Source organism: Pantoea sp. PGP6 (assembly GCF_053474785.1).
On sequence record NZ_JBQBMA010000001.1, the window covers coordinates 1,002,010 to 1,027,179 of the forward strand.

At 57.0% G+C, this 25,170-nt stretch carries 23 protein-coding genes; 16 read left to right on the plus strand and 7 right to left on the minus strand.

From position 1 onward, the window contains the following. Positions 1-170: 170 nt before the first annotated feature. Positions 171-1,319 carry a murein transglycosylase A gene (mltA, locus tag ACLIBF_RS04855; protein WP_031374712.1) on the plus strand — a complete coding sequence of 383 codons (1,149 nt, stop codon included), beginning with the start codon at positions 171-173 and terminating at the stop codon, positions 1,317-1,319. Positions 1,320-1,367: 48 nt separating this feature from the next. Further along, positions 1,368-2,168, plus strand: a complete 801-nt coding sequence (gene tcdA / locus ACLIBF_RS04860) for a tRNA cyclic N6-threonylcarbamoyladenosine(37) synthase TcdA (RefSeq protein WP_031374713.1) — start codon at positions 1,368-1,370, stop codon at positions 2,166-2,168. Here the strand turns inward: tcdA and csdE are convergent. Both csdE and csdA read right to left on the minus strand, forming a co-directional pair. Next, positions 2,159-2,614, minus strand: coding sequence for a cysteine desulfurase sulfur acceptor subunit CsdE (gene csdE / locus ACLIBF_RS04865; protein ID WP_279810382.1), 456 nt, complete (start codon positions 2,612-2,614; stop codon positions 2,159-2,161). The genes tcdA and csdE overlap by 10 nt on opposite strands. A 2-nt stretch (positions 2,615-2,616) precedes the next feature. Beyond that, positions 2,617-3,825 carry a cysteine desulfurase CsdA gene (gene csdA, locus ACLIBF_RS04870; RefSeq protein ID WP_279810383.1) on the minus strand — a complete coding sequence of 403 codons (1,209 nt, stop codon included), beginning with the start codon at positions 3,823-3,825 and terminating at the stop codon, positions 2,617-2,619. Between the two features lie 209 nt (positions 3,826-4,034). On the opposite strand from csdA, the gene ACLIBF_RS04875 reads away from it, so the two are divergent. The 4 genes from ACLIBF_RS04875 (at position 4,035) to rlmM (ending at position 7,050) form a co-directional block, all read left to right on the plus strand. Next, positions 4,035-4,259, plus strand: a complete 225-nt coding sequence (locus ACLIBF_RS04875) for a YgdI/YgdR family lipoprotein (protein WP_031374716.1) — start codon at positions 4,035-4,037, stop codon at positions 4,257-4,259. A 334-nt stretch (positions 4,260-4,593) separates the two neighbouring features. Further along, a complete protein-coding gene (locus ACLIBF_RS04880; RefSeq protein WP_031374717.1) occupies positions 4,594-5,511 on the plus strand; it encodes a transcriptional regulator GcvA in 918 nt (305 codons plus the stop codon). Between the two features lie 50 nt (positions 5,512-5,561). Next, positions 5,562-5,957, plus strand: coding sequence for a DUF423 domain-containing protein (locus ACLIBF_RS04885; RefSeq protein WP_031374718.1), 396 nt, complete (start codon positions 5,562-5,564; stop codon positions 5,955-5,957). After that, a complete protein-coding gene (rlmM, locus tag ACLIBF_RS04890; RefSeq protein ID WP_279810384.1) occupies positions 5,950-7,050 on the plus strand; it encodes a 23S rRNA (cytidine(2498)-2'-O)-methyltransferase RlmM in 1,101 nt (366 codons plus the stop codon). The genes ACLIBF_RS04885 and rlmM overlap by 8 nt, the downstream gene beginning before the upstream one ends. A gap of 24 nt (positions 7,051-7,074) precedes the next feature. Here rlmM and xni read toward each other — a convergent pair whose 3' ends face one another. From xni to queF, 3 genes are all read right to left on the minus strand, one after another. Next, complete coding sequence (gene xni / locus ACLIBF_RS04895; protein WP_279810385.1) at positions 7,075-7,830, minus strand: flap endonuclease Xni; 756 nt, start codon at positions 7,828-7,830, stop codon at positions 7,075-7,077. A gap of 34 nt (positions 7,831-7,864) precedes the next feature. Continuing rightward, positions 7,865-9,229, minus strand: a complete 1,365-nt coding sequence (gene ppnN, locus ACLIBF_RS04900; RefSeq protein ID WP_031374721.1) for a nucleotide 5'-monophosphate nucleosidase PpnN — start codon at positions 9,227-9,229, stop codon at positions 7,865-7,867. Positions 9,230-9,398: 169 nt separating this feature from the next. Beyond that, positions 9,399-10,244, minus strand: a complete 846-nt coding sequence (queF, locus tag ACLIBF_RS04905) for an NADPH-dependent 7-cyano-7-deazaguanine reductase QueF (protein WP_069728884.1) — start codon at positions 10,242-10,244, stop codon at positions 9,399-9,401. 62 nt (positions 10,245-10,306) lie between these two features. On the opposite strand from queF, the gene syd reads away from it, so the two are divergent. The 4 genes from syd (at position 10,307) to ACLIBF_RS04925 (ending at position 13,011) form a co-directional block, all read left to right on the plus strand. Further along, entirely contained in the window at positions 10,307-10,855 is a 549-nt protein-coding gene (gene syd / locus ACLIBF_RS04910; RefSeq protein WP_279810386.1) for a SecY-interacting protein, read from the plus strand. Between the two features lie 588 nt (positions 10,856-11,443). After that, entirely contained in the window at positions 11,444-11,773 is a 330-nt protein-coding gene (locus ACLIBF_RS04915; protein ID WP_279810387.1) for a YqcC family protein, read from the plus strand. Then, positions 11,773-12,552 (plus strand): tRNA pseudouridine(65) synthase TruC, encoded by a 780-nt coding sequence (gene truC / locus ACLIBF_RS04920; RefSeq protein WP_069728886.1) that lies wholly within the window; start codon positions 11,773-11,775, stop codon positions 12,550-12,552. The genes ACLIBF_RS04915 and truC overlap by 1 nt, the downstream gene beginning before the upstream one ends. Before the next feature lie 12 nt (positions 12,553-12,564). Then, positions 12,565-13,011, plus strand: a complete 447-nt coding sequence (locus ACLIBF_RS04925; protein ID WP_031374725.1) for a flavodoxin — start codon at positions 12,565-12,567, stop codon at positions 13,009-13,011. A gap of 107 nt (positions 13,012-13,118) precedes the next feature. Here the strand turns inward: ACLIBF_RS04925 and garD are convergent, their stop codons facing one another. Beyond that, positions 13,119-14,678, minus strand: a complete 1,560-nt coding sequence (garD, locus tag ACLIBF_RS04930) for a galactarate dehydratase (protein WP_069728888.1) — start codon at positions 14,676-14,678, stop codon at positions 13,119-13,121. Between the two features lie 609 nt (positions 14,679-15,287). Here garD and ACLIBF_RS04935 point away from each other — a divergent pair. The 6 genes from ACLIBF_RS04935 to ACLIBF_RS04960 all read left to right on the plus strand — a co-directional run bounded on the left by ACLIBF_RS04935 (position 15,288) and on the right by ACLIBF_RS04960 (position 22,266). Then, positions 15,288-16,649, plus strand: coding sequence for an MFS transporter (locus tag ACLIBF_RS04935; RefSeq protein WP_031374727.1), 1,362 nt, complete (start codon positions 15,288-15,290; stop codon positions 16,647-16,649). Beyond that, positions 16,646-17,992: an enolase C-terminal domain-like protein gene (locus tag ACLIBF_RS04940; RefSeq protein WP_031374728.1), complete on the plus strand. Its 1,347-nt coding sequence runs from the start codon at positions 16,646-16,648 to the stop codon at positions 17,990-17,992. The genes ACLIBF_RS04935 and ACLIBF_RS04940 overlap by 4 nt, the downstream gene beginning before the upstream one ends. Before the next feature lie 10 nt (positions 17,993-18,002). Further along, the gene (gudD, locus tag ACLIBF_RS04945; RefSeq protein ID WP_031374729.1) at positions 18,003-19,334 is read left to right on the plus strand and encodes a glucarate dehydratase; all 1,332 of its coding nucleotides are present in this window, start codon (positions 18,003-18,005) and stop codon (positions 19,332-19,334) included. Between the two features lie 42 nt (positions 19,335-19,376). After that, positions 19,377-20,147 carry a 2-dehydro-3-deoxyglucarate aldolase gene (garL, locus tag ACLIBF_RS04950; RefSeq protein WP_031374730.1) on the plus strand — a complete coding sequence of 257 codons (771 nt, stop codon included), beginning with the start codon at positions 19,377-19,379 and terminating at the stop codon, positions 20,145-20,147. Between the two features lie 19 nt (positions 20,148-20,166). Beyond that, positions 20,167-21,051, plus strand: a complete 885-nt coding sequence (garR, locus tag ACLIBF_RS04955) for a 2-hydroxy-3-oxopropionate reductase (RefSeq protein WP_046289597.1) — start codon at positions 20,167-20,169, stop codon at positions 21,049-21,051. Positions 21,052-21,126: 75 nt separating this feature from the next. Further along, the gene (locus tag ACLIBF_RS04960; RefSeq protein ID WP_031374731.1) at positions 21,127-22,266 is read left to right on the plus strand and encodes a glycerate kinase; all 1,140 of its coding nucleotides are present in this window, start codon (positions 21,127-21,129) and stop codon (positions 22,264-22,266) included. Between the two features lie 100 nt (positions 22,267-22,366). Here ACLIBF_RS04960 and barA read toward each other — a convergent pair whose 3' ends face one another. Then, entirely contained in the window at positions 22,367-25,096 is a 2,730-nt protein-coding gene (barA, locus tag ACLIBF_RS04965; RefSeq protein WP_031374732.1) for a two-component sensor histidine kinase BarA, read from the minus strand. Positions 25,097-25,170: the final 74 nt, after the last annotated feature.

The following is a 25,170-nucleotide window of genomic DNA, read 5'->3' on the forward strand; positions in this document are numbered from 1 at the left end:
TGATGCAACCCCTTTTTGCACATAAAGGTCAAATTTACAGTCAGTTGCTGAAGGAATCAACCATCTGGCGAATTATTGAACTGATGGCAAAGGGGAGAAAGCGGATGGATTTCATTCTGTCGGGCGCTTTGCTATCGTCGCGGGACGAACATTTATAAAAAGAGACAACAATGAAAGCACACTGGGCCAGGATTGCACTGACCGGCGCATTGATCGCGTTGCTGGCGAGCTGTAGTTCTAAACCGACCGATCGCGGTCAGCAATATAAAGATGGCAAACTGGAACAGCCGCTGGCGCTGGTTAATCAGCCGAATGCCAAAGGCAGCCCGGTGAATGGCCGGGACTTTGGCGAGCAGGTGCGCCAGATCCAGACCGCCTCGTCAGGGCTGTACAGCCGTCAGAATGGCACCTACAGCGCCATCGAAAGCTGGCTGATGGCCGGTGCGGATACCCGTCAGCTGCAGCAGTTTGGCCTGAATGCCTGGCAGATGGAAGGAACCGATAACTACGGTAACGTGCAGTTCACCGGCTACTACACGCCGGTGGTTGAAGCGCGCTATACCCGTCAGGGCGAATTCCAGTACCCGATTTACCGCATGCCGCCGCGTAAGCGCGGAGAAAAACTCCCGAGCCGCGCTTCTATCTATAGTGGCGGCCTCGACGATCGTTACGTCATCGCCTACAGCAACTCGCTGATTGATAATTTCATGATGGATGTGCAGGGCAGTGGTTACGTCGACTTTGGCGATGGTCGCCCGATGAGCTTCTTTGGTTACGCTGGCAAAAATGGCTGGGGCTACCACAGTATCGGCAAAGAGCTGATCGATCGTGGCGAAGTGAAGCGTGAAGATATGTCGATGCAGGCGATTCGCCAGTGGGCGCAGGAACACTCGCCGCAGGAAGTTCGTGCACTGCTGGAAACCAATCCGTCATTCGTCTTCTTTAAGCCAGAGCCGTTTGCGCCAGTACGGGGTGCCAGCGCGGTGCCGCTGGTGGCAAAAGCGTCGGTTGCGTCTGACCGCTCAATCATTCCGGCCGGTACGGCCCTGCTGGCGGAAGTGCCGCAGTTAAATGAGAAAGGCAAATTCAACGGCAAATATGAGATGCGCCTGATGGTCGCGCTGGATGTGGGTGGGGCGATTAAAGGCCAGCACTTCGACATCTATCAGGGGATTGGGCCGGATGCCGCCCATCTGGCCGGTTTCTATAACCACTATGGCCGCGTCTGGGTGCTGAAAGCCGCACCGGGTGCCGGACAACCGCTGTTCTCCAGCCCGCAAAACGGTAATAATGGTTCACTGCTACTCGGTTCCAACTAATTTCTTCTCTGCGGGCCTGCTGGCCCGCACGACGTTACAGGTTCAACTATGAAAGTGTTAAATGACGCCTGGCACCAGCGGTTTGGTGGCACGGCGCGTCTGTATGGTCAGGATGCGTTGCAGCGTTTTGCGGATGCGCATTTCTGTGTCATCGGCATTGGCGGCGTCGGCTCCTGGGCGGCTGAAGCGCTGGTGCGCACCGGTATTGGCAAAATCACCCTGATCGATATGGACGATGTTTGCATCACCAATACCAACCGACAGATTCACGCGCTCAATGGCAACGTCGGCAAAGCTAAAACCGAGGTGATGGCGGAACGTCTGCGCGCGATTAATCCCGATTGTGACGTGATCTGCATCGACGATTTTATTACGCCGGACAATACTGCAGAGCTGATGGCGGCCGGATTCGATTATGTGATCGATGCTATCGATAGCGTGCGGCCTAAAGCGGCGCTGATCGCCTGGTGCCGCCGTAACAAGATCCCGCTGATCACTACCGGTGGCGCGGGCGGTCAGATCGATCCCACCCAGATCCAGGTCGCCGATCTGGCTAAAACTATTCAGGATCCGCTGGCAGCAAAGCTGCGTGAGCGGCTGAAAACTTTTGGTGTGGTGAAAAACAGTAAGGGCAAACTCGGTATCGACTGCGTCTTTTCTACCGAGGCGCTGGTCTATCCGCAGCCGGACGGCAGCGTTTGTGCCTCACGCAGTACGGCAGAAGGGCCGAAAAGAATGGACTGTGCCGCCGGTTTTGGCGCGGCCACCATGGTGACCGCCACCTTCGGCTTTGTTGCCGTCTCTCACGCGCTGAAAAAATATCTGGCGCGCGCTGCCCGTCAGGCCTGATCGCGCGCCTGACGCGCCGCCTGCTGTACCGCCGTAGAGAGCGCCTGCAAACCACTGCTGCGCGAGGCGCTGAGCTGGGCGCGCAGGCCCAACTGATCGAACAGCGCCAGCGGATCGTTTTCAAGCAGCGCTTGCGGTGTCTGGCCTTCCACCGCGGTTAGCAGCACGGCCAGCAGACCGCGCACGATGCGGCCTTCACTGTCGCCATAGAAGTGCAGGGTGCCATCCGGACGCAACTGGCTGCTCAGCCAGACCCGATTTTCGCAGCCACTCAGCTCAATCTCCGCTTTTTTTAGCGCTTCGGGTAATGGCGGGAGCTGGCGGCTCAGCTGAATCAGCTGACGATAGCGATCCTCCCACTGATGAAAGCGGCTAAACGTCTCCTTCAGGCTGGCAACCGTAATCAGATCGCCAAACGGGTGTGGCGCTAACAGCGGTGAACTCATGATTAAAACTCCGATAACAGCGAAATGGCGCTGCGCATAGCGCGCACCAGGGCATCAACATCCTGCAAATTATTATAGGGCGCAAATGAGGCGCGAAGCGTCCCGCTAACGCCGAGCGCCGCCAGCAGCGGCTGAGCGCAGTGCTGACCGGCACGTAAAGCAATACCCTGCTCAGCCAGCAGAGTGACGATATCGCTGTGGTGCAGGCCGGTGAATTCAAAGGCTAACAGGCTGGCATGGCCGCAGCGGAAACTGCGAAAGCCGGGTAATTCAGCCAACTGCTCCTCTGCCAGACTGGCGAGTTGCTGGCTCCAGCTCTCCGCTTTGGCCAGATCGTGCTGGCCCAGCCAGCTTAGCGCTGCGCTTAATCCCACCACGCCCGCCACGTTAGGCGTTCCCGCTTCGAAGCGCCACGGTACCGGCTGAGGGGTAAAACCGTTGAAATCGACTTCAGTCAGCATCTTGCCGCCACCCTGCCACGGCACCATCTCCTCCAGCAGCGCAGCTTTGCCATACAACACGCCAATTCCCATCGGACCATAGATTTTATGACCGGAGAAGGCGTAGAAGTCGATATCCAGCGCCTGCACATCGGGCGGGCAGTGCACCACGCCCTGCGCACCATCCACCATCACTTTGGCACCGACCGCATGCGCCAGCTGAATGGCCTGAGCGATATCGGGGCAGCCGCCGGTAACGTTGGACATCTGACTCACCGCCAGCAAGCGGGTACGGCTGTTCAGCAACGCCGGCAGCCGGGCGATATCCGGTAACCGATCGGCACCCAACGGCCATTTAACCACCCGGGCGCCGCAGGCCTGCGCCGCCATCAGCCACGGCACCAGATTCGCGTGGTGTTCTGCTTCGCTCACCACGATCTCATCGCCTGGCTGTAAGCGAGGTCGCAGCCAGCTGTTCGCCACCAGATTAATGGCTTCAGTGGTACCCCGCGTCCAGACAATCTGATGGCCATCAGCGGCGTTCAGCCAGCGCGCCACCTGACTACGCGCCTGCTCATAACGCTCGGTTAAGGCACGTGCGGCCGCAAACTGACTGCGGTGCACGGTACCGGCGCTCAGGCTGTAGAACTGCTGAATGCTGTCGATCACCGCCTGCGGCTTCAGCGTTGTCGCTGCGCTGTCGAGGTAGACGCCAGCATCGGCCAGTGCGGGAAATTGCTGGCGAAACGCGGTTGGGTTAAATACGGTCATACGCGGCCCATGATGAGAATAAATAGGACCAGACTGAAAGAGTGGTCTCTGTCTGGCAAAGCTGGAAAAGCGCGTTATGCTGATTATTGCAAGGTTTGAACCAAACCCGCACAACGATCGAACAATATTTGGTCGATCACACTTATCTGCTGCCTATGGTTAGCGTAACGCGGGTGGTTTGATGCAATCAATCTGCAAGGAGATAGAAGATGAAAAAACTCACCGCAGTGCTGGCCGTGTGTACTCTGGCCTTTACCCTGACTGCCTGTTCCAGCAACTATGTCATGCACACCAATGATGGACGCACCATTGTTGCCGACGGCAAACCTAAGGTAGACGATGAAACCGGTATGATCAGCTATAAAGATGCCAATGGCAACGAGCAGCAGATCAACCGCACCGATGTCAAAGAAATGGTTGAGATGGGTCAGTAATTAAGCAAAAAAAAGCACCGCAATTTGCGGTGCTATTTAAAAATCACTATGGACAGACAGGGTAAATCTACAGGAATTAAGAGCTTGATCCGCAACAGTCGGATCAAAAATTGCAAACACAACATCACGACCACAAGCCAAAAGCTTTCAGAAAATCTGCGAACTCACTCACAACTCTAAAAACTTTTCGTTCCGGCTCAGGAAGTGCGGCAACTATAGGTATTTGCTGGAGGTTCCTCAACGGACAAATTATAATGCCTCGGATTAAAAATTCTAATACGTAAAGGCTGCATATAAGCCCGCGTATTTTTCGCCGATCCGGATACGGAAAACCATGTCGAAACGCCTTCCTCCTCTCAACGCACTGCGGGTATTTGATGCCGCCGCGCGCCATTTAAGCTTTACCAAAGCCGCTGAAGAGCTTTTCGTCACCCAGGCAGCTGTAAGCCATCAGATTAAATCTCTGGAAGATTTTCTCGGTCTTAAGCTGTTTCGCCGGAGGAATCGTTCGCTTTTGTTGACCGAAGAAGGGCAAAGCTACTATCTGGATATTAAAGAGATCTTCTCGGCGCTCAATGAAGCCACCCGCAAACTACAGGCACGCAGTGCCAAGGGTGCGCTGACCGTCAGCTTACTGCCCAGCTTTGCGATTCAGTGGCTGGTGCCACGCCTCTCCAGCTTTAATATGGCTTATCCGGGGATCGACGTGCGTATTCAGGCTGTCGACCGTGATGAAGAGAAGCTGGCCGATGATGTCGATGTGGCAATTTTTTATGGCCGCGGTAACTGGCCAGGCCTGCGGGTTGAGAAGCTCTATGCAGAATATTTATTGCCGGTCTGCTCGCCTTCGTTGATGACCGGCGAAAACCCACTTAAAACCCCAATGGATCTGTCGCGATTTACGCTGCTGCACGATGCTTCACGACGTGACTGGCAATCGTATATCCGCCAGCTTGGCCTGCAGCACATCAACGTTCAGCAAGGTCCTATCTTCAGCCACAGTGCGATGGTACTGCAGGCGGCCATCCACGGGCAGGGCGTAGCGCTGGCCAATAATGTGATGGCGCAGAGCGAAATTGAAGCCGGCCGATTGATCTGTCCGTTCAACGACGTATTAGTCAGTAAAAACGCTTTTTATCTGGTTTGTCATGACAGTCAGGCAGAACTGGGTAAAATAGCCGCCTTTCGACAGTGGATCCTGGCAAAAGCTGCAACCGAACAAGAAAAATTCCGCTTTCGATATCAACAATAACGTCTTGATTTAATTGCATTGCGATGCAAACGCACTCTGAGGATCGTTTCATGTCCAGTCGTGCCATGTTTATTTTTGCTGCCATTAGCGGATTTTTGCTGGTGGCGTTTGGCGCTTTTGGTGCCCACGTATTGAGTAAATCGCTCGGACCGGCGGAAATGGCCTGGATTCATACCGGGCTGGAATATCAGGCTTACCACACCTTAGCGGTGATGGGGCTGGGTGCGGCAATGTTACGCCGCGCCAATATCTGGTTTTACTGGAGCAGTGCGCTGATGGCGCTCGGCACCGTACTGTTCAGCGGCAGTCTCTACTGTCTGGCGCTGTCACATCTGAAATTTTGGGTTTTTATCACGCCAGTGGGAGGATTATGCTTCCTTGCGGGTTGGGTATTGATGTTGATTGGCGCGCTGCGTCTTAAACGAAGGGCAGAACGCCATGAATAAAGTTTTACTCTATTGCCGTCCCGGTTTTGAAAAAGAGTGTGCGGCAGAAATCAGTGCGAAAGCCGCTGAACGCGAAGTCTACGGTTTCCCGCGGGTTAAAGATGACTCGGGCTATGTGCTGTTTGAGTGTTATCAGTTTGAGGACGCCGAACGACTGGTGCGTGAGTTGCCGTTTGACGACCTGATCTTTGCGCGTCAGATGCTGGTGGTCGGCGAGCTGCTGCGCGAGCTGCCGCAGGAAGATCGGATCACGCCAATCGTCGGCATGCTGACCGGCGTGGTCGAAAAGGGCGGCGAACTGCGCGTTGAGGTGCCGGACACCAACGAAGCGAAAGAGCTGACCAAATTCTGCCGCAAGTTCACCGTGCCGCTGCGTTCCGCGCTGCGTGAAAGCAAAATTCTGCTGAACTACGAAAGCCCGAAACGTCCGGTGGTGCACGTATTTTTCATTGCGCCGGGCACCTGTTACGTGGGCTATTCATTGCCAGAAAACAGTTCGTCTTTTTATATGGGCATTCCGCGGCTTAAGTTCCCGTCCGATGCGCCGAGCCGTTCAACCCTTAAGCTGGAAGAGGCGTTTCACGTCTTTATCCCGGCGGACGAATGGGATGAGCGTCTGGCCAGCGGCATGTATGCTGTCGATCTCGGTGCCTGTCCTGGCGGCTGGACCTACCAACTGGTGCAGCGCAGCATGATGGTGTATGCGGTCGATAACGGTCCGATGGCGCCGAGCCTGATGGAGACCGGGCAGGTGATGCATGAACGCGCCGATGGATTCAAATTCCGCCCGCCGCGCACCAACATTAGCTGGCTGGTGTGTGACATGGTTGAGAAACCGGTACGGGTAGCGAACCTGATGACCGACTGGCTGGTCAACGGCTGGTGCCGCGAGGCGATCTTCAACCTCAAGTTGCCAATGAAAAAGCGTTACGAAGAGGTGACGCAGAATCTGGCGATGATTGAAGAGCGACTCAGTGAGAACGGCATCAATGCGCAGATCCGGGCGCGTCAGCTCTATCACGATCGCGAAGAGGTCACGGTACACATTCGTCGTATCTGGGCGGCAGTCGGTGGTCGTCGCGACGAACGCTGATCAAACGGCTGAGTGTTTCGGCACTCAGCCGCTGTAACGCAACGTATTCAGATTACCCTGCAACACTAAATCCCGCTTCAGCGTGGCCACCTGGCGACTGATCTCAGCCATCTGCTGGCCGCTGGCTAATTTGTCACGCCATTTTGTCGGCACCTGATCCAGTTGCTGATAGATCCCGTCCAGCGAATGAAACTCTGCCAGCAGTTGTTTTGCGCTTTTAGGGCCGATACCAGCAATGCCTGGGATCTTACTGCTGCTGATGCCACACAATCCCCAAAAATCGGGTAACAGCTGCGGCGCAACGCCATATTCAGCTTCGATAAACGGCAGATCGAGCCAGCGCTTCTGGAAGTAGTCACGAATACGGATTTCCGGCGCCAGTAGCTGACAGTAGCCTTTGTCCGTTGACACGATGGTGGCCTGATGTCCGGCCTGCGCCATTTTTACCGCCAGCGTCGCGGCTAAATCATCCGCCTCATCCTGATCGGCAATCCAGCAGCTGACGCCTGCGGCGCGAAAAGCCTGTTGCAGCGCCGGCATCTCCGCCTGTAAATCTTCCGGCATCGGCGGACGGCCGCTTTTGTAATCCGGTAATAACTGGTGACGCCAGCCCTGATGCCGGGTTTCACCATCAAACACCGCCACTACGTGGGTCGGGCGGGTATGTCCCAATAGTTGACGCAGTGCCGCCACGCAGCCATCGACGCACGGCGATCCTTGTACCGCATGCAGACGGCGTATCAGGTTTAACGCATCTACGATAAGAAGATGAAAAGCCATGAGAATATCGGCAGCCCAGCGGCTGCCTCCTGGTTTATTTGATGATTTCGTAGCAGGGGATGTAGGCGGTACCCGGCAGCTTCATACGTTGCTGCGCGACAAATCCCTGTAGCAGTTCGTCCATGCGATGCATGATGTCGGCGTCGCCATGCAGCTTATAGCGGCCTTTCTCGCGAATTTCGCGGATACCCATCTCTTTCACGTTACCGGCCACGATGCCTGAAAAGGCGCGACGCAAATCGGCGGCCAGTTTTTCCGGCGGCTGGTTGGTGTAGAGGTTGAGGTTGGCCATATTTTCATGGGTCGGCAGGAAGGGTACCTGCAGATCCGGCGCAATACGAATCGACCAGTTAAAGCTGTAGGCGTCGCCGGTTTCGCGTCGATACTCTTTAACCTGCGGCATCGCCTGCTTCATCAGACGCGCCACTTCAGCGGCATCGTTAATGATGATCTGATAGTGCTTGCGCGCCTGCTCGCCCAGCGTACTGACGATGAAGTCATCCAGCACCCGGAAGTAATCCGCACTCTCTTCAGGTCCGGTCAGGATCAGCGGTAACACCTGATCGCTGTTGTGCGGATTCATCATGATGCCGAGCAGATAGAGCAGTTCTTCTGCGGTACCGACCCCGCCTGGGAAGATAATGATGCCGTGCGCGATGCGGACAAACGCCTCAAGACGCTTTTCGATGTCCGGCATAATGATCAGCTCATTCACCAGCGGATTCGGCGGCTCGGCGGCAATGATTGACGGTTCTGTCAGACCAATAAAACGGCTGTCACGGTAGCGCTGCTGAGCGTGGCCTACCGCCGCTCCTTTCATTGGCGCTTCCATTACGCCCGGTCCGCAGCCGGTACAGATGTTCAGTTCACGCAGCCCCAGCTGGGTGCCGACGTTACGGCAATACTGATATTCAACGGCGTTGATCGAGTGGCCACCCCAGCACACCACGGTGTTGGGATACTCGCCAATGTGCAACGCCCGGGCATTACGCAGAATTGAAAAGACGGTATTGGTGATAGCGGCGGAATCATTCTCTTCGGCTGCGCTTAAACGGCCTGGAGCGTTGAGCTGGCCGCTGACAAACAGAATATCGCGCAGCACCGCAAACAGGTTGGCCTGCAGCGAACGGATGATGCGTCCATCAACAAACGCCTCTTCCGGTGGATTGATCAGCTCCAGTTTGACGCCGCGTTCACGACGCAGCACGTTGATATCAAAATTCTCAAAGCGGGAGAGTAATTCGTGGCTGCTGTCGGTCTGGCTGCCAGAGTTCAGCACCGCCAGCGAGCAGTTGCGAAACAGTTGGTACAGGTCGCTGCTGGCCGTGCGTTTCAGCATATCGACTTCCAGCTGCGAGAGCAGATCCATTGAGCCAAGAGGGCTGATATGGGTAATCAAATGAACTCCTTTACACCCGCCTGGGTGACAGTTGACACTGCAATCGCAGTGACGAAAATCCCTGGTCGGCAACCCGCAGATTGCCGCCATCTCCAGAGTAGCCTTGTCGGCCAGCGTAGCTCAAGTGGAACCGCGCCTGCAGCGCACAGCCTGCGAGAGATCTCGCAAACTACTGGCGAACCAGACGCGAATAGCCCGGAGTGAAGGGCACATTGCTCCGCCACGGGTTAATATCGAGTCCGCCACGGCGCGTATAGCGCGCATAGACCGTCAGCGCCTCAGGGTGGCAGAAACGCAGCACGTCATTAAAGATGCGTTCGACGCACTGTTCATGGAATTCGTTGTGCTGACGGAACGACACCAGATAGCGCAGCAGCGCTTCACGGTCGATACGCGGGCCTTTATAACGAATCATCACTGAACCCCAGTCAGGCTGATGGGTGATCAGGCAGTTCGATTTGAGCAGATGGCTGACCAGCGTCTCTTCGACGATCTCGCTGCCGGTGGCATCGGCCAGGTAGTCGGCATTGAAGCGGTAATCGTCAATCGCGATATCCTGCTCATCGATGCAGTAGCCGTCGAAATGGCCGATCGGCTGTCCTTCGACTTCATTCAGCCGGAACAGCGCGACCCGCACATCACCTTCAGCGCAGGCGCTCAGATCGCGCTCCAGCGTCTGGCGTACTTCGCCCCAGTCGGCGAAGCGGGTCTGGTTGAAACTGTTAAGATAGAGCTTAAAGCTTTTCGATTCGATCAGATTGCGGCTCTGCGCATCCAGCACCACTTCACCGACGGCGACCTGTGGCAGCCCTTTGCTGTTAAGCCACGACAGTTCATATAAGGTCCAGATGTCACCGCCGGTAAACGGCAGGCTATCAGGATACAGGCCGAGCGGTTCACGGTTCAGGCTACGCGGCACCGCCTGCAACAAACTGTTGTCATAGCGATCGTGATAGGCTGTGGGTTTGCCCAGCGTCAGGTTGCTGAGGGCCTGATCCTGTTCGTGAGTAGTCATTGCGGTTACCACCAAAATTAATCAAAGTGGCTAAGTGTAACCTATCAGAAGTGAGAATATGAATGACGCAGCAAACTGCCGCCGCACTGCGCGACTTTACTAACCGCTATTGCCAGCACTGGCAGCAGCACACGGGCCATGCGCCAGCCAGCAGCGATCTGTATGGCGTGCCGTCGCCTTGTGCGCTGGAAGATCGTGACCAGCGTGTCCTGTGGCAGCCACAGCCCTTTAGCCTGCCGCCCAGTCTCGACGCGGTAGGACGGGCGATCGACCTCCAGTTGCAACCGCAGATCACCACGTTTTACACCACTCAGTTCGCCGGAGACATGCAGGCCCGTTTCCAGCAACGGAACCTGACGCTTTTGCAGGTGTGGAGTGAAGAGGATTTCCTGCGACTGCAGGAGAATCTGATTGGCCATTTACTGATGCAGCGCCGCCTGCGCCAGTCGCCAACGCTGTTTATCGCCACCACGGAATCAGAACAGGAGATCGTCTCTTTATCGAACCTCAGCGGGGAAGTGGTTCTGGAGCAGCCGGGCCGTAAACAGCGTGAAGTTTTAGCCGAAAATATTGAGATATTTCTTAAGTTATTACAGCCGGTTACCGAGTGACTTGCAGTGATCGCCTGGCTTGCTTGTGAGATATCTCTTACAAGGCGTGTGCGAGATCGTCAGATGTAGCTTGAGACATCTGGATGGCCGGGATGTAAAAATATTGTGAATCATCGACTTAATGGCATTAGTCTGAAATTGTTTCGCTAAGATGCTGAACTTACGCTTTTAGTCACTTGTATGCACAATTAGTTCTGTCAGAATATCTCGCACTGGCAGGATGCTGGGGACAAAGATATCGTCAGGATGAGGATAAGCCAGGAGGCGGGAACGTAACGGAGTTTACGGCACACGGAAGGTTTCAGGCTGAAACAGGACCGCTCAGGATTGAGCAAGGGACACCTCCAGGATGGAGAATGAGAGCCCCTCAGAAAGGTGGTGGGCCAGGAGGCTAAGGATTCATCAGGATGATGCGCGACAGGAGTTCGCACTGGACAAGTTGTCACGGAAGAGCAGGGAGCATTAACGTAGCGGGATGGCTGCAAACGAACCGGGAGCACTGTTTTTACAGTGCTCCCTTTTTTTGTGCCTGCGCCAACAAGTGATATGCTTGCCGCCCGTTTTTTTACTGTCCGCTGGAGGTGGCGCATGACGCCCGAACAATTGATTACGCAGCGGCTGGAGCAGGTTGAAGCGGTGTTGCGTGAGCACGATCTCTGGCAAAGCACACCCCCTGATGCCAGCGCTTTCGACAGCCGCGAGCCGTTTTGCCTTGATACGCTCGAACCGCTGCAATGGCTGCAATGGGTGTTGATTCCCCGAATGCACGCCCTGATTGCGGCCCGGCATCCACTGCCGCAAAACTTCGCTGTTGCCCCCTATTATGAAGTGGCGCTGGCGCCTGACCAGCCCGGTGTTGCGCCGCTGTTACTGACGCTGCGTCAGCTTGATGCGTTACTGAAGGATGCGGCGGTCTGATGCTGGAAATTATTTATCAGGACCGATGGCTGGTGGCGGTGAACAAACCGAGCGGCTGGCTGGTGCATCGTAGCTGGCTGGATCGGCATGAGACGGTGTTTGTCATGCAGACGGTGCGCGATCAGATCGGTCAGCATGTGTTTACCGCGCATCGTCTGGATCGTCCTACCTCCGGCGTGCTGCTGATGGGATTGTCCAGCGAAGTCGGACGGCTGCTGTCGCAGCAGTTTGAGCAACATCAGATGCAAAAAACCTACCATGCGGTAGTACGCGGCTGGCTGGAAACCAGCGGTACGCTGGATTATCCGCTGGTAGAAGAGCTGGACAAAATAGCCGATAAGCATGCCACTGAAGAACGTACGGCGCAGCCGGCGGTCACCGACTATCAGTCACTGGCCACGGTGGAGATGCCGGTGGGTATTGGCCGCTATGCGACATCGCGCTATAGCCTGGTTGAACTGTCTCCGAAAAGCGGTCGCAAACATCAGCTGCGCCGGCACATGTCGCACCTGCGTCATCCGATCATCGGCGACTCTGCACACGGCGATCTGCGGCAGAACCGCGGCGCAGCGCAGCACTTCGGCGCTAACCGCCTGATGCTGCATGCCAGCAGCCTGGCGCTGACCCATCCGGTCACCGGCGAGCCGTTGCTGATCCGTGCCGGGCTGGATAGTGTCTGGCAGAATCTGATGACACAGTTTGGCTGGCAGGATCGCATTCCTGAGGTGCCGCGGGTTGAGTTTGCGGCGGCGCCAGGACAGGATAACGTTTCAGAATAAGGGAGAAGGCAGATGGCAAAGATTGGCATTTTTGTGGGCACGGTATACGGCAATGCGTTGCTGGTGGCGGAAGAGGCAGAGCCGATTCTGCAACAGCAGGGCCACAGCGTGACGGTGTTTGAAGATCCGACGCTGGCAGACTGGCAGGCCTACGCCAGTGATGTAGCGTTGATTGTCACCTCTACCACCGGACACGGCGATTTTCCCGATACCATTTCGGGGCTGTTCCACGCGGTAAAAGATAAGCTGGGTCATCAGCCGACGCTGCGTTATGGCGTCATTGCGCTGGGTGACAGCAGTTATGATCATTTTTGTGGCGCGGGTAAAACCTTTGATGCGTTGCTGCAGGAGCAGAGTGCCCAACGGGTGGGTGAAGTCCTGCTGGTTGATGCCAGTGAAAATCCCGAGCCGGAAGCGGTCACTTCTCCGTGGGTTGAGGCCTGGGGCGCGCTGCTGTAATCCGTAACTGCTTTACGCTCTGCGCCGGCCTCAGGCGTTTTATTGCCGTGGTAGCGGACGAGAACCGGCCCGGATCGCCGCCGTGGCAATCCGGGCGCAGCCTGTGATCAGGTAATCGGTGCCGGGTTAAACACCGCCAGCTGGTTACGTATTCCCCAGCGATCTGACCAGGTCTGTTTGCGGCCGCTGGCAATATCCAGAATCAACTCAAACAGTCGCCAGCCAACCTGCTCAATACTCTCCTCGCCGGTTGCGATAGTCCCGGCATTAATATCCATCAGATCGTGCCAGCGTTCGGCCAGCGCATTACGCGTTGCCATCTTGATCACCGGAATGGCCGCCAGTCCGTACGGCGTACCGCGCCCGGTGGTAAACACCTGCAGGGTAATGCCGGAGGCCATCTGTTGGGTCCCGCAGACGAAATCACTGGCGGGGGTGGCGGCATAAATTAATCCGCGACGGGTAGGGCGCTGTCCCGGTGACAGCACTTCTACAATCGCGCTGCGGCCCGATTTCGCAATGGAGCCGAGCGCTTTTTCGACCACGTTGGCCAGCCCGCCTTTTTTATTGCCGGGCGAAGGGTTAGCGCTGCGGTCAGTCTGACCCTGGTTGAGATAGTCGTCATACCAGGCCATCTCCTCCAGTAAGCGCTTACCAACCTCTTCATTAATCACCCGCGGCGTCAGCAGATGAATCGCATCACGAACTTCCGTGACTTCAGAGAACATCACCGTGGCACCACAACGCACCAGCAGATCTGAGGCAAAGCCCACGGCGGGATTGGCGGTCACGCCAGAGAAGGCATCGCTGCCGCCGCACTGCATGCCGACGATCAGCTCTGAGGCGGGACAGGTTTCGCGCTGGCGCTGATTCAGTCGCTTAAGGTGGCGCTCGGCGACCTGCAATATTTCGTCAACCATTGCACCAAAGCCCACCAGCTTTTCATCCTGCAGACGCACAATGTCATGCTCCTCCAGCGAGATCGGCTGTACGTCTGGCGTGCCGGTCAGCAGCCGTTCCGGCTGTAATTTTTCGCAGCCCAGACTCACAATCATCACTTCGCCGCCGAAATTGGCGTTCAGCGCCAGGTTGTGGATGGTGCGAATCGGCACCACAGCCGCCGGGGCATTGATCGCCACGCCGCAGCCATAAAGATGATTCAGGGCGACAACGCCATCGACGTTGGGATAGCGCGGCAGCAAATCACGCTCAATCAATTGCACAACATGATCCACCACGCCCGCCACGCAGTGCACGCTGGTGGTGATGCCGAGCAGGTTACGCGTTCCGACGCTGCCATCGGCGTTGCGATAGCCTTCGAAGGTATAGCCTTCCAGCGCAGGCAGTTCGGCAGGGACCTGCGTCGCCAGCGGCAGGCTGGCAAGCGGCGGCGCTTCCGGTAGCGTCACCAGGGACTCATCAATCCAGCTGCCCTCGGCAATATCGCGCAGCGCATAACCAATGATTTCGCCGTAGCGCACAATTGCTGCGCCCTGCGCAATCGCGCTCAGCGCAACTTTATGCCCTTGCGGCACATGCTCAGTCAGCGTCAGGCCATCAGCAAAACGGGTGCCGGCTGGCAGTCCGAGGCTGTTAACCACAATTGCGACGTTGTCGTGCTCATGGACTTTGATATAGAGCGGTTGTTCGGTTGTTGTTGGGGTCATCGCTCACCTTCCCGTCTGTCGTACCGTACTTGTGCGGTGCGTTGTTGTCGTGGTGTTACCTGTCAGTCGCTCACTGTTTGCCAGCTTCAGTATAGGGAGGCGCTGTGGGCTGTACATTGTGCAATTGACCGGCTTTGAAAAGATTTATAGCCCCGTTTTGGGTCGATTAACCAAAAGCAAGTGAAGACCCTCACAAACAGCGTGGGAAACTGGCTTTCTGGCCGGTTACGCGTCCGATATTTACAGGTTCCGTGAGCCATGCCGCAGGATTCTGTGCAAACGCCAAATAATCCCGCAAACATCAATTCTATTCCAGGGCGATACTCCAATGTCATCGCGGCAGGCTGTTCTTATACTGATTTTCGTTAACCCAGGTCAGGTTATCCGTCACGACGCTTTACCCGGTTTGTTGCCTGTTGCACCGGCCTTGTCCGCCCTCGCTGATGAGGTGCTGTTAACCGGCAGGCAGTCGCTGAAACAGCGAAGGGGTAATAAAGATTTGCCAAAAAAAAAAGATCGCCGTGTTTAACCTCATTTCTCTCTGATACCCAACGCGATGTGTATGCAGTCAGAGCGAATGTAGCTCACGCTATATTTCAGGAGTGCATCATGAATAGTTTCAGCCAGACAGCGGAAGCGGTGCAGAAGCGCACCAATGCCCGTTACTGGATTGTGGTGATGTTATTTATTGTTACCTCATTCAACTACGGTGACCGCGCAACCATTTCGATTGCCGGTTCGGCGATGTCCAAAGATATAGGCCTCGATTCAGTCGGACTTGGCTATATCTTCTCCGCCTTCTCATGGGCGTACGTTATTGGTCAGATTCCGGGCGGCTGGCTGCTCGACCGCTTCGGCTCAAAACGCGTCTATTTCTGGAGCATCTTTACCTGGTCGCTATTTACCTTCCTGCAAGGGTTTGTCGATCTGTTCAGCGGCTTCGGTATCATCATGTCATTGTTTATGCTGCGTTTCCTGGTAGGGCTGGCCGAAGCACCTTCCTTCCCTGGCAACAGCCGCATTGTCGCGGCCTGGTTTCCGGCGCAGGAGCGCGGCACGGCGGTGGCGATCTTCAACTCGGCACAATACTTCGCTACCGTCATCTTCGCGCCGATCATGGGCTGGCTGGTCTCTTCAGTGGGCTGGGCACACGTGTTCTGGTTCATGGGTGGACTCGGCATCATCCTCAGCTTCATCTGGCTGAAAGTGATCCACGATCCCACCGATCACCCTGGCGTGAATAAAGCCGAACTGGAGTATATGGAACAGGGCGGTGCGCTGATCAATATGGATGTCAAAAAGGATAGCCGCAAAGTGAGCTGGAGCGAGAAGTGGTTCCAGATCAAACAGCTGCTGACCTCACGCATGATGTTAGGCATCTACCTCGGTCAATACTGCGTTAACGCCTTAACCTACTTTTTCATTACCTGGTTCCCGGTCTATCTGGTACAGGCGCGCGGCATGTCGATTCTTAAAGCGGGCTTTATTGCCTCGATTCCAGCGGTGTGCGGCTTCCTCGGCGGCGTCCTGGGCGGGGTGATTTCCGACTGGCTGATGCGCAAAACCGGCTCGCTGAATATCGCGCGTAAAACGCCGATAGTGCTCGGCATGCTGCTCTCCATTTCGATGGTGATGTGTAACTACACCGATACCGAGTGGGTGGTAGTGTTCTTCATGGCGCTGGCGTTCTTCGGTAAAGGAATCGGTGCGCTGGGCTGGGCGGTGATGGCAGATACCGCGCCGAAAGAGATCAGTGGCCTGAGCGGCGGTCTGTTCAACATGTTTGGTAACTTTTCTGGCATCGTGACGCCTATCGCCATCGGTTACATCATCGCCACCAGTGGATCCTTTGAAGGCGCGCTGATTTATGTCGGTATTCACGCCTTTGTCGCCGCATTCAGCTTCCTGGTGATAGCGGGCGATATCAAACGTGTCGAACTGAAAACCTGGTCCGGTAAGGATGCCTCATGAATACACAAAGTTCACCGGTGATCACCGGGATGCAGGTTATCCCGGTCGCCGGTTATGACAGCATGCTGCTCAATATTGGCGGTGCGCACAACGCCTGTTTTACCCGCAACATTGTGGTACTCACCGACAGCGCCGGTCACACCGGCGTCGGTGAAGCGCCAGGCGGCGACACCATCTATCAGACGCTGGTTGAGGCGATTCCGCAGGTCAAAGGCCAGCAGATTGCGCGAATGAACCACCTGGTGCAGCAGGTGCACAAGGGCAATCAGTCGGCTGACTTCACCACTTTCGGTAACGGTGCCTGGACCTTTGAGTTGCGGGTCAATGCGGTGGCGGCGCTGGAAGCGGCGCTACTCGATCTGCTGGGACAGTGCCTCGGCGTGCCGGTGGCAGAGTTACTGGGGCCCGGCAAGCAGCGTGATGAGGTCACGGTGCTGGGCTATCTGTTCTACCTTGGCGATCGCCGCAAGACCGATCTGCCTTATCTGAGCGGTGAACAGGCCAGTCATGAGTGGTATCACCTGCGTCATCAGGAAGCACTGAGTAGCGAAGCGGTGGTGCGACTGGCAGAGGCGGCGCAGGACAAATATGGCTTTAAAGATTTCAAACTCAAAGGCGGCGTGCTGCCAGGCGAACAGGAGATCGCAACCGCCGCGGCGCTGAAGCAGCGCTTCCCGGATGCGCGCATTACCGTCGATCCCAACGGGGCCTGGCTACTGGATGAAGCGATCGCCCTGTGCAAAGGAATGGCGGATGTCCTGAGCTATGCCGAAGATCCCTGCGGTGCAGAACAGGGCTACTCAGGACGCGAGGTAATGGCGGAGTTCCGGCGCGCCACTGGCTTACCGGTCGCCACCAACATGATCGCCACCAACTGGCGCGAGATGAACCACGCGGTGATGCTCAACGCAGTCGATATTCCGTTAGCCGATCCGCACTTCTGGACGCTGAGCGGTGCCGTGCGGGTGGCGCAACTGTGCGACGAATGGGGCCTGACGTGGGGCTGCCATTCCAATAACCACTTCGACATTTCGCTGGCGATGTTTACCCACGTTGGCGCAGCGGCACCGGGCAATCCGACCGCCATTGATACCCACTGGATCTGGCAGGAGGGCGATCAGCGCCTGACCAAAAATCCCCTTCAAATCCGCAACGGCAAAATCACCGTGCCGGATGCGCCAGGCCTCGGCATCGAGCTTGACTGGGACCGCGTGCATCAGGCCCATCAGCTTTTCCAGTCACTGCCTGCGGGTGCCCGTAACGACGCCACAGCGATGCAATATCTGATTCCCGGTTGGACATTCGACCGTAAGCGCCCGGCATTTGGCCGCGCAACAGCATAAGGAGCAGGAGATGAGTTCAACACCGAAAGTTACCGCCATGCAGGTCATTCCGGTTGCCGGCCACGACAGCATGCTGCTTAACCTCAGCGGCGCGCATTCGCCATTCTTCACCCGCAACATTGTGATTATCAAGGATAACGCTGGCCACACCGGCGTCGGCGAAATCCCGGGCGGTGAAAAAATCCGTCAGACGCTGGAAGATGCGGCTTCGCTGGTGATTGGCAAAACTGTGGGTGAATACAAAAACATCCTCAGCCTGGTGCGCAGCACCTTTGCCGATCGGGATGCCAGCGGGCGCGGCACCCAGACCTTTGATCTGCGCACCACTATCCATGTGGTGACCGGCATTGAAGCGGCGCTGCTCGACCTGCTGGGTCAGCATCTGGAGGTGAATGTGGCCTCGCTGCTGGGTGACGGACAACAGCGCGACCGCGTTGAGATGCTCGGCTATCTGTTCTATATCGGCGACCGCCGCAAGACGTCCCTGCCTTATCAGAGCCAGGAGAGCGATCCCTGTGACTGGTATCGCCTGCGCCACGAAGAGGCGTTAACCCCGGAGACGGTGGTACGGCTGGCGGAAGCGGCTTATGAAAAATACGGTTTTAACGATTTCAAACTGAAGGGCGGCGTACTGCGCGGTGGCGAAGAGGCAGAAGCAGTTACCGCACTGGCGAAGCGTTTCCCCGAGGCGCGTATCACCCTCGATCCTAACGGCGCCTGGTCGCTGAACGAAGCCATCATGCTGGGTAAGCAACTGAAAAATGTGCTGGCCTACGCTGAAGATCCCTGTGGTGCAGAGCAGGGCTACTCAGGACGGGAAGTGATGGCGGAGTTCCGTCGCGCCACGGGTATGCCGACCGCCACCAATATGATCGCCACCGACTGGCGGCAGATGGGCCATACGCTGTCATTGCAGTCGGTCGATATTCCGCTGGCCGATCCGCATTTCTGGACCATGCAGGGCTCGGTGCGGGTTGCGCAGATGTGCCATGACTTTGGCCTGACCTGGGGTTCGCACTCGAATAACCACTTCGATATTTCGCTGGCGATGTTTACCCACGTTGCCGCCGCCGCGCCGGGCGCAATCACCGCGATTGATACCCACTGGATCTGGCAGGAGGGCAATCAGCGCCTGACCAAAGAGCCGTTCCAGATCAAAGGCGGCATGGTGCAGGTGCCGCAGAAACCGGGTCTCGGCGTTGAGCTGGATATGGATCAGGTGATGCAGGCCAATGCGCTGTATCAGAAGCAGGGGCTGGGCGCACGCGATGATGCTCAGGCGATGCAATTTCTGGTGCCGGGATGGACCTACGACAATAAACGTCCCTGCCTGGTACGTTAACCTTTTCGGCTCCCCCGGGAGCCACCGCCACAGGAGTTAACCATGAGTAATGCAGCCTGGCCGAATGGATTTCGTCGTCGTTTGTTAGCGGGTGAAACCCTGATCGGCAGCTGGTGTGCGCTTGCCAGCCCGATTTCTACCGAGATTTTAGGTCTGGCCGGTTTTGACTGGCTGGTACTGGATGGCGAACATGCGCCAAACGATATCACCACCTTTGTGCCGCAGCTGATGGCGCTGAAGGGCAGTCACAGTGCGCCCGTGGTGCGTCCTCCCTGCAATGAGCCGGTAATCATCAAGCGGCTGCTCGACATCGGCTTCAGTAACTTCCTGGTGCCGTTTGTTGAGACGGAAGAGGAAGCGCTGCGCGCAGTGGCATCAACCCGCTATCCTCCCGCCGGCATCCGCGGCGTGTCGGTTTCGCATCGCAGCAACATGTACGGCACCCTGCCGGACTACAACAGCAGCATCAACGACAACATCACCGTGCTGGTGCAGATTGAAACCCAGCAGGCGGTGGACAACATCGACGCCATCGCAGCGGTAGATGGAGTTGACGGCATCTTTGTTGGCCCGGGCGATCTCTCCGCCGCTCTCGGCTATCTCGGTCAGCCAGCACACCCGGAAGTGCTGAAAGTGATTAAACACATCTTCGAACGCGCCAAAGCCGCGGGCAAACCCAGCGGCATTCTGGCACCGGTGGAAGCCGATGCGCGCCGCTACCTGGAATGGGGCGCAACCTTCGTGGCGGTCGGCAGCGATCTCGGTGTGTTCCGCAACGCCACACAGGCGCTTTGCGACAAATTTAAGCGCTAATCAATCAAGGGGAAACGCAATGAAAATTGGATTTATCGGCCTGGGAATCATGGGCAAACCAATGAGTAAAAATCTGGTGAAAGCCGGTTATTCGCTGGTGGTCCGTGACCATAATCCTGAGAACGAAGCGGAACTGGTTGAGCTGGGCGCGACCGTTGCGAAATCAGCCAGAGAGCTGGCTGAGCAGTGTGACGTGGTGATCACCATGGTGCCTAATTCGCCACAGGTCAAAGAGGTCTGTCTCGGCGAAGAGGGCATTATCGCGGCGGAAAAACCGGGCCTGATTGTGATCGACATGAGTTCAATCGCCCCGCTTGCCAGCCGCGAAGTTCACGATGCGCTGGCGACAAAGCAGATCAAAATGCTGGATGCGCCGGTCAGCGGCGGCGAACCCAAAGCGATCGAAGGCACGCTGTCAGTGATGGTGGGCGGCGACAAAGCGGTCTTCGATCACTGCTACGACATCATGAAAGCGATGGCGGCCTCGGTGGTCCATACCGGCGATATCGGGGCGGGCAACGTGACCAAGCTGGCTAATCAGGTGATTGTGGCACTGAACATTGCCGCGATGTCCGAAGCGTTATCACTGGCAACCAAGGCGGGCGTTAATCCGGATCTGGTTTATCAGGCGATCCGTGGCGGCCTGGCGGGCAGTACCGTGCTGGACGCCAAAGCGCCGATGGTGATGGATCGCAATTTTAAGCCCGGCTTCCGTATTGATCTGCATATCAAGGACCTGGCGAATGCGCTGGATACCTCACACGGCGTTGGCGCGCACCTGCCGCTGACGGCGGCGGTGATGGAGATGATGCAGGCGCTGCGTAATGATGGTCAGGGTTCATCCGACCACAGCGCGCTTGCCTGCTATTATGAGAAGTTAGCGAAGGTTGAAATCGCCCGCTAAAACCCGGTGCCGGTGTCTGCGGATGCCGGACTGGTTTCAGAGCATTTCAATCCCTTAACAGCGCTCGGATTGCCTATGAAAATCGTAATCGCACCGGATTCATATAAAGAGAGTTTATCCGCCCTGGATGTGGCATCGGCGATAGAAACGGGTTTCCGTGAAATTTTCCCCGATGCGCATTATGTGAAAATACCGGTCGCCGACGGTGGTGAAGGCACGGTAGAAGCGATGGTGGCGGCGACGAAAGGAAAAATCGTCAGGTTAAAGGTTACCGGGCCGCTTGGCGCGCAGGTCGACGCTTTTTATGGTTTGTCCGGTGACGAGCGCACGGCCTATATCGAAATGGCGGCTGCCAGTGGCCTCGAACGGGTGCCCGCCGCGCAACGCGATCCGCGGGTGACCACCTCCTTTGGCACCGGCGAACTGATTAAAAACGCGCTGGATAAGGGCGTCGGACATATCATTATCGGCATCGGCGGCAGCGCCACCAATGACGGCGGGTCTGGCATGATGCAGGCGCTCGGTGCCCGACTGCTGAACGCCCAAGGCAGTGAAATCGGTTATGGCGGCGGCGCACTGCCTGACCTCGCCTCGATTGATATCAGCCAGCTGGATAGCCGCATTTCACAGTGCCGGATCGAGGTGGCCTGTGATGTGACCAATCCGCTGACCGGCGAAGAGGGTGCCTCGGCGATTTTCGGCCCGCAAAAAGGGGCGACGCCGGCGCTGGTGCAGCAGCTTGACCAGGCGCTGGCCCACTACGCGGCGATTATTCACCGCGATCTGGATATCGATGTGTTGCATATTCCCGGCGGTGGCGCGGCGGGAGGTATGGGAGCGGCGCTGCATGCGTTTTGTCAGGCTGATTTACGCCGCGGTATTGAGATTGTCACCGAAGCGCTGGGGCTGGCGGAACAGGTCAGGGACGCCGATCTGGTGATTACCGGTGAAGGGCGCATCGACAGCCAGAGTATTAATGGCAAGGTGCCGATTGGCGTCGCCAGCGTGGCAAAACGCTTCAATAAGCCGGTAATCGGCATCGCTGGCAGCCTGACGGCGGATGTCGGCGTGGTGCATCAGCACGGTATTGATGCGGTATTCAGCGTGCTCTACAGCATCTGTTCACTGGACGAGGCGCTGGCCAGCGCCGGCAGGAACGTCCAGCTGACCGCACGTAACGTCGCGGCGACGCTGAAGCTGGCCGGTTTCCGCTAACCGGGCGGGCAATTCAGCGCGTCGGCATTGCTGATGACGCGCTGTCTGATGAAGGCTGAGTCACCCGCCGGTGCGGCAGCAGGGCAATGCCGTGCCGGTATTATTCGACGCCCAGTATCCGCCGGGCTTCTCTGGCGACATTCTCCATCTCATCCTGCAACTCCAGCAGTTCAGGTTCCAGCGCGGCAATATCGCTGGCCTGAAGCAGTTCGCGCTCCAGCTGATGGCAAAGTTGCTTCATGCGTGGCACGCCGCTGTAGCTGGCGCTGCCGTGCAGCTTGTGAATGATCTCACGCAGCGCGCTCACCTCATTACTGGCCATAAACTGCGCGATTTTTGCGTGGACCTCAGGTAAAAACTCCAGCAGCATCCGCAGCAGATCGCGCGCCAGATCCGGCTTGTTGGCTGCCTGTCGCAGCGCCAGCTGCCAGTCGAGCGTCGGCAGAATGTGCGGCAGTTCCGGAACTGCGGCGGCTGGCGGTGGCGTGTAGCGCGCCAGGAGCTGGCTTAGCTTACTTTCATCAATCGGTTTGGCCAGATAGTCATTCATCCCCGCTTTAATCAGCTGTTCGCGCTCGCCGTCAATCGCATGGGCGGTGACCGCGACAATCGGCGTACTGGCATGATGTGGCAGGCTGCGAATGATTTCGCTGGCGCGGATACCGTCAATATCAGGCATCTGAATATCCATCAGGATCACATCCAGCGCCTGCTGGCGGGCTTCGCGAATCGCGTGTTCGGCACTGTTACACAGCACGATGCGTTGTACCTGCTCCTCAAGTAAAGCGCCGATCAGCTTGAGATTGGCCGGATTGTCATCCACCGCCATCACCGTTAACGGCAGGCGCGGCGAAAGCGGCAGTTCACTGCTCTGACGGGTGTGCAGATCCAGCAACATCGGCAGCAGGCGGGTCAGGGAGATCGGTTTAGCGATACAGCTATCAATGCCGCGCACCTTCAGCTCATCGGCCAGCAGCATCATCGGGCTGGGCAGTGCCATCAGCACATGATCGGCCCGATCCAGCAGGGCATTAATCTGGCTTTCCGCCAGTAACTGATGCTGGCTGACATTAACCGGCATCGCCATCAGCAGCAGCGGATAGTGCGCCTCGCTTAAGCCCTCCAGCGTCTCGCTATAATCGATCTGCAGCGGCGTCGCGCTTAACATCTCCAGTGCCGCCCGGGCTACTGCAGGATTGGCTTCCACATAGGCGATACGCGCATGCGACAGCGCCTCCAGCACCCGTGGCATACCTGGCGCATTCGGGTTGAGATCCAACTGCACCCGAATCACGAAGGTGGAGCCGTGATCGGGCTGGCTGCTGAAGGTGATTTCCCCGCCCATCTCCCGCACCAGTTTCTGGGTGATCACCAACCCCAGTCCGGTCCCGCCGTGACGGCGAGAAATGCTGGCGTCCGCCTGACGGAACGCCTGGAACAGCTGGGTCTGCTGCTGCTCAGAGATGCCGATACCGGTATCCTCGACCTGAATTTCCAGCTCGACCCGGGTATGGGTGATTACCCGCTGTCCGACGCGCAGGCCAATGGTGCCTTTTTCGGTAAATTTAATCGCGTTGCCAATCAGGTTGATCAGGATCTGCTGCAGGCGCAGCGCATCGCCAATCACGTTATCCGGTACGCTGCTGTCGCACACTACCGTCAGCTCCAGACCTTTGTCATGGGCCGACGGTGCCAGCAGCACCAGCGTTTCATCCAGCGTGGCGCGCAGCGGAAAGGGGATCGCCTCCAGCATCAGCTTGCCCGCTTCCAGCTTCGAGAAGTCGAGCACATCGTTGATAATGCTGAGGAGGTTATTGGCCGAGCGCTCAATGGTCTGCATATAATCGCGCTGGGTGGCGCGCAACTGGGTCTTCAGCATCTGACGGGTAAAGCCGAGTACGCCATTCAGCGGCGTGCGCAGTTCATGCGACATGTTGGCTAAAAATTCGGACTTGATGCGGGCGGCTTCCTGTGCCCGTTTTTTCGCCAGATCCAGCTCAACGTTCTGTATCTCCAGCTGCTCCAGCGTCTCGCGCAGGTCGTAGGTCGCCTGATCGATATTATGCTGCATCTCTTCGTGGTAGGCAGTAAGCGACATCGCCATCGCGTTGATGCCGTTTTTAAGAATGCTCAGCTCCCCCAGCATGTAGCCTTCGACCCGGCTGTCGAGCTGACCCCGACGAATCCGGTCCACGGTGGTGACCATATTGCGGATCGGGCCGGTGACGTCGCGCATCAGGCGGTAGGCGAACAGCATCGCAATACAGAGACAGAACAGCAGCATCAGCGTCGCGACAAACACTTCTTTGTACTGCTGCAGCCGCACCGACTGCAGATCCAGCTCAATCGCCACATAGCCCAGCGGATTACCCGCCGGTTTGGCATCTTCATCCGGTAATTCGTCCACGTCATAGCGTTCGGTGGTAATCGGGGTACGCAGAATCAGCAGACTGCCGTGCCGTTCCATTGAGACATCATCGGGCAGGGCGCGAATATCATCCTGCTGCAGCAGGCTCAGGTTCTGCTTGTGGTTGGAGGTGACGTAGAGTTGGTTATGGTTGTCGAACACCGAAATCGCCCGGACAATACCGGAGTGGCGGCGGTGCAGCAGACTGACCAGTTCGCGCATCGCATCGCGATTATGCCAGGTCATGCTGTATTCGCTGGAGATCGCCAGCGGTTCGATGATGTTGGCACCGGCATCCATCACCTGCCGTTGCAGTTCGTTGTAGCGATGCACCACAAAAAATGAGCTGAGCAGCAGGCCAACCATCAGCGTGGGTGCCAGGATTAAAATCATCATTCGCGCCCGCAGGCTGTATTTGGTCATAATAGTCGCCTGGCTACTCCGGCTTAACGTCCCTGTGCATCCGTCGACAAACCTGTGCACATCGTTTTTAGAGA

Excerpts from the sequence above, each read along its gene's own strand:
- ACLIBF_RS04885 (WP_031374718.1), top strand. The coding sequence starts at position 5,562 with ATGTCCAGTCGTGCCATGTTTATTTTTGCTGCCATTAGCGGATTTTTG.
- syd (WP_279810386.1), top strand. The coding sequence starts at position 10,307 with ATGACGCAGCAAACTGCCGCCGCACTGCGCGACTTTACTAACCGCTAT.
- ACLIBF_RS04935 (WP_031374727.1), top strand. The coding sequence starts at position 15,288 with ATGAATAGTTTCAGCCAGACAGCGGAAGCGGTGCAGAAGCGCACCAAT.
- garL (WP_031374730.1), top strand. The coding sequence starts at position 19,377 with ATGAGTAATGCAGCCTGGCCGAATGGATTTCGTCGTCGTTTGTTAGCG.
- garD (WP_069728888.1), bottom strand. The coding sequence starts at position 14,678 with ATGACCCCAACAACAACCGAACAACCGCTCTATATCAAAGTCCATGAG.
- truC (WP_069728886.1), top strand. The coding sequence starts at position 11,773 with ATGCTGGAAATTATTTATCAGGACCGATGGCTGGTGGCGGTGAACAAA.
- ACLIBF_RS04880 (WP_031374717.1), top strand. The coding sequence starts at position 4,594 with ATGTCGAAACGCCTTCCTCCTCTCAACGCACTGCGGGTATTTGATGCC.
- queF (WP_069728884.1), bottom strand. The coding sequence starts at position 10,244 with ATGACTACTCACGAACAGGATCAGGCCCTCAGCAACCTGACGCTGGGC.
- ACLIBF_RS04915 (WP_279810387.1), top strand. The coding sequence starts at position 11,444 with ATGACGCCCGAACAATTGATTACGCAGCGGCTGGAGCAGGTTGAAGCG.
- rlmM (WP_279810384.1), top strand. The coding sequence starts at position 5,950 with ATGAATAAAGTTTTACTCTATTGCCGTCCCGGTTTTGAAAAAGAGTGT.
- ACLIBF_RS04925 (WP_031374725.1), top strand. The coding sequence starts at position 12,565 with ATGGCAAAGATTGGCATTTTTGTGGGCACGGTATACGGCAATGCGTTG.
- barA (WP_031374732.1), bottom strand. The coding sequence starts at position 25,096 with ATGACCAAATACAGCCTGCGGGCGCGAATGATGATTTTAATCCTGGCA.
- csdA (WP_279810383.1), bottom strand. The coding sequence starts at position 3,825 with ATGACCGTATTTAACCCAACCGCGTTTCGCCAGCAATTTCCCGCACTG.
- ACLIBF_RS04960 (WP_031374731.1), top strand. The coding sequence starts at position 21,127 with ATGAAAATCGTAATCGCACCGGATTCATATAAAGAGAGTTTATCCGCC.
- tcdA (WP_031374713.1), top strand. The coding sequence starts at position 1,368 with ATGAAAGTGTTAAATGACGCCTGGCACCAGCGGTTTGGTGGCACGGCG.
- ACLIBF_RS04875 (WP_031374716.1), top strand. The coding sequence starts at position 4,035 with ATGAAAAAACTCACCGCAGTGCTGGCCGTGTGTACTCTGGCCTTTACC.
- csdE (WP_279810382.1), bottom strand. The coding sequence starts at position 2,614 with ATGAGTTCACCGCTGTTAGCGCCACACCCGTTTGGCGATCTGATTACG.
- mltA (WP_031374712.1), top strand. The coding sequence starts at position 171 with ATGAAAGCACACTGGGCCAGGATTGCACTGACCGGCGCATTGATCGCG.
- garR (WP_046289597.1), top strand. The coding sequence starts at position 20,167 with ATGAAAATTGGATTTATCGGCCTGGGAATCATGGGCAAACCAATGAGT.
- xni (WP_279810385.1), bottom strand. The coding sequence starts at position 7,830 with ATGGCTTTTCATCTTCTTATCGTAGATGCGTTAAACCTGATACGCCGT.
- gudD (WP_031374729.1), top strand. The coding sequence starts at position 18,003 with ATGAGTTCAACACCGAAAGTTACCGCCATGCAGGTCATTCCGGTTGCC.
- ACLIBF_RS04940 (WP_031374728.1), top strand. The coding sequence starts at position 16,646 with ATGAATACACAAAGTTCACCGGTGATCACCGGGATGCAGGTTATCCCG.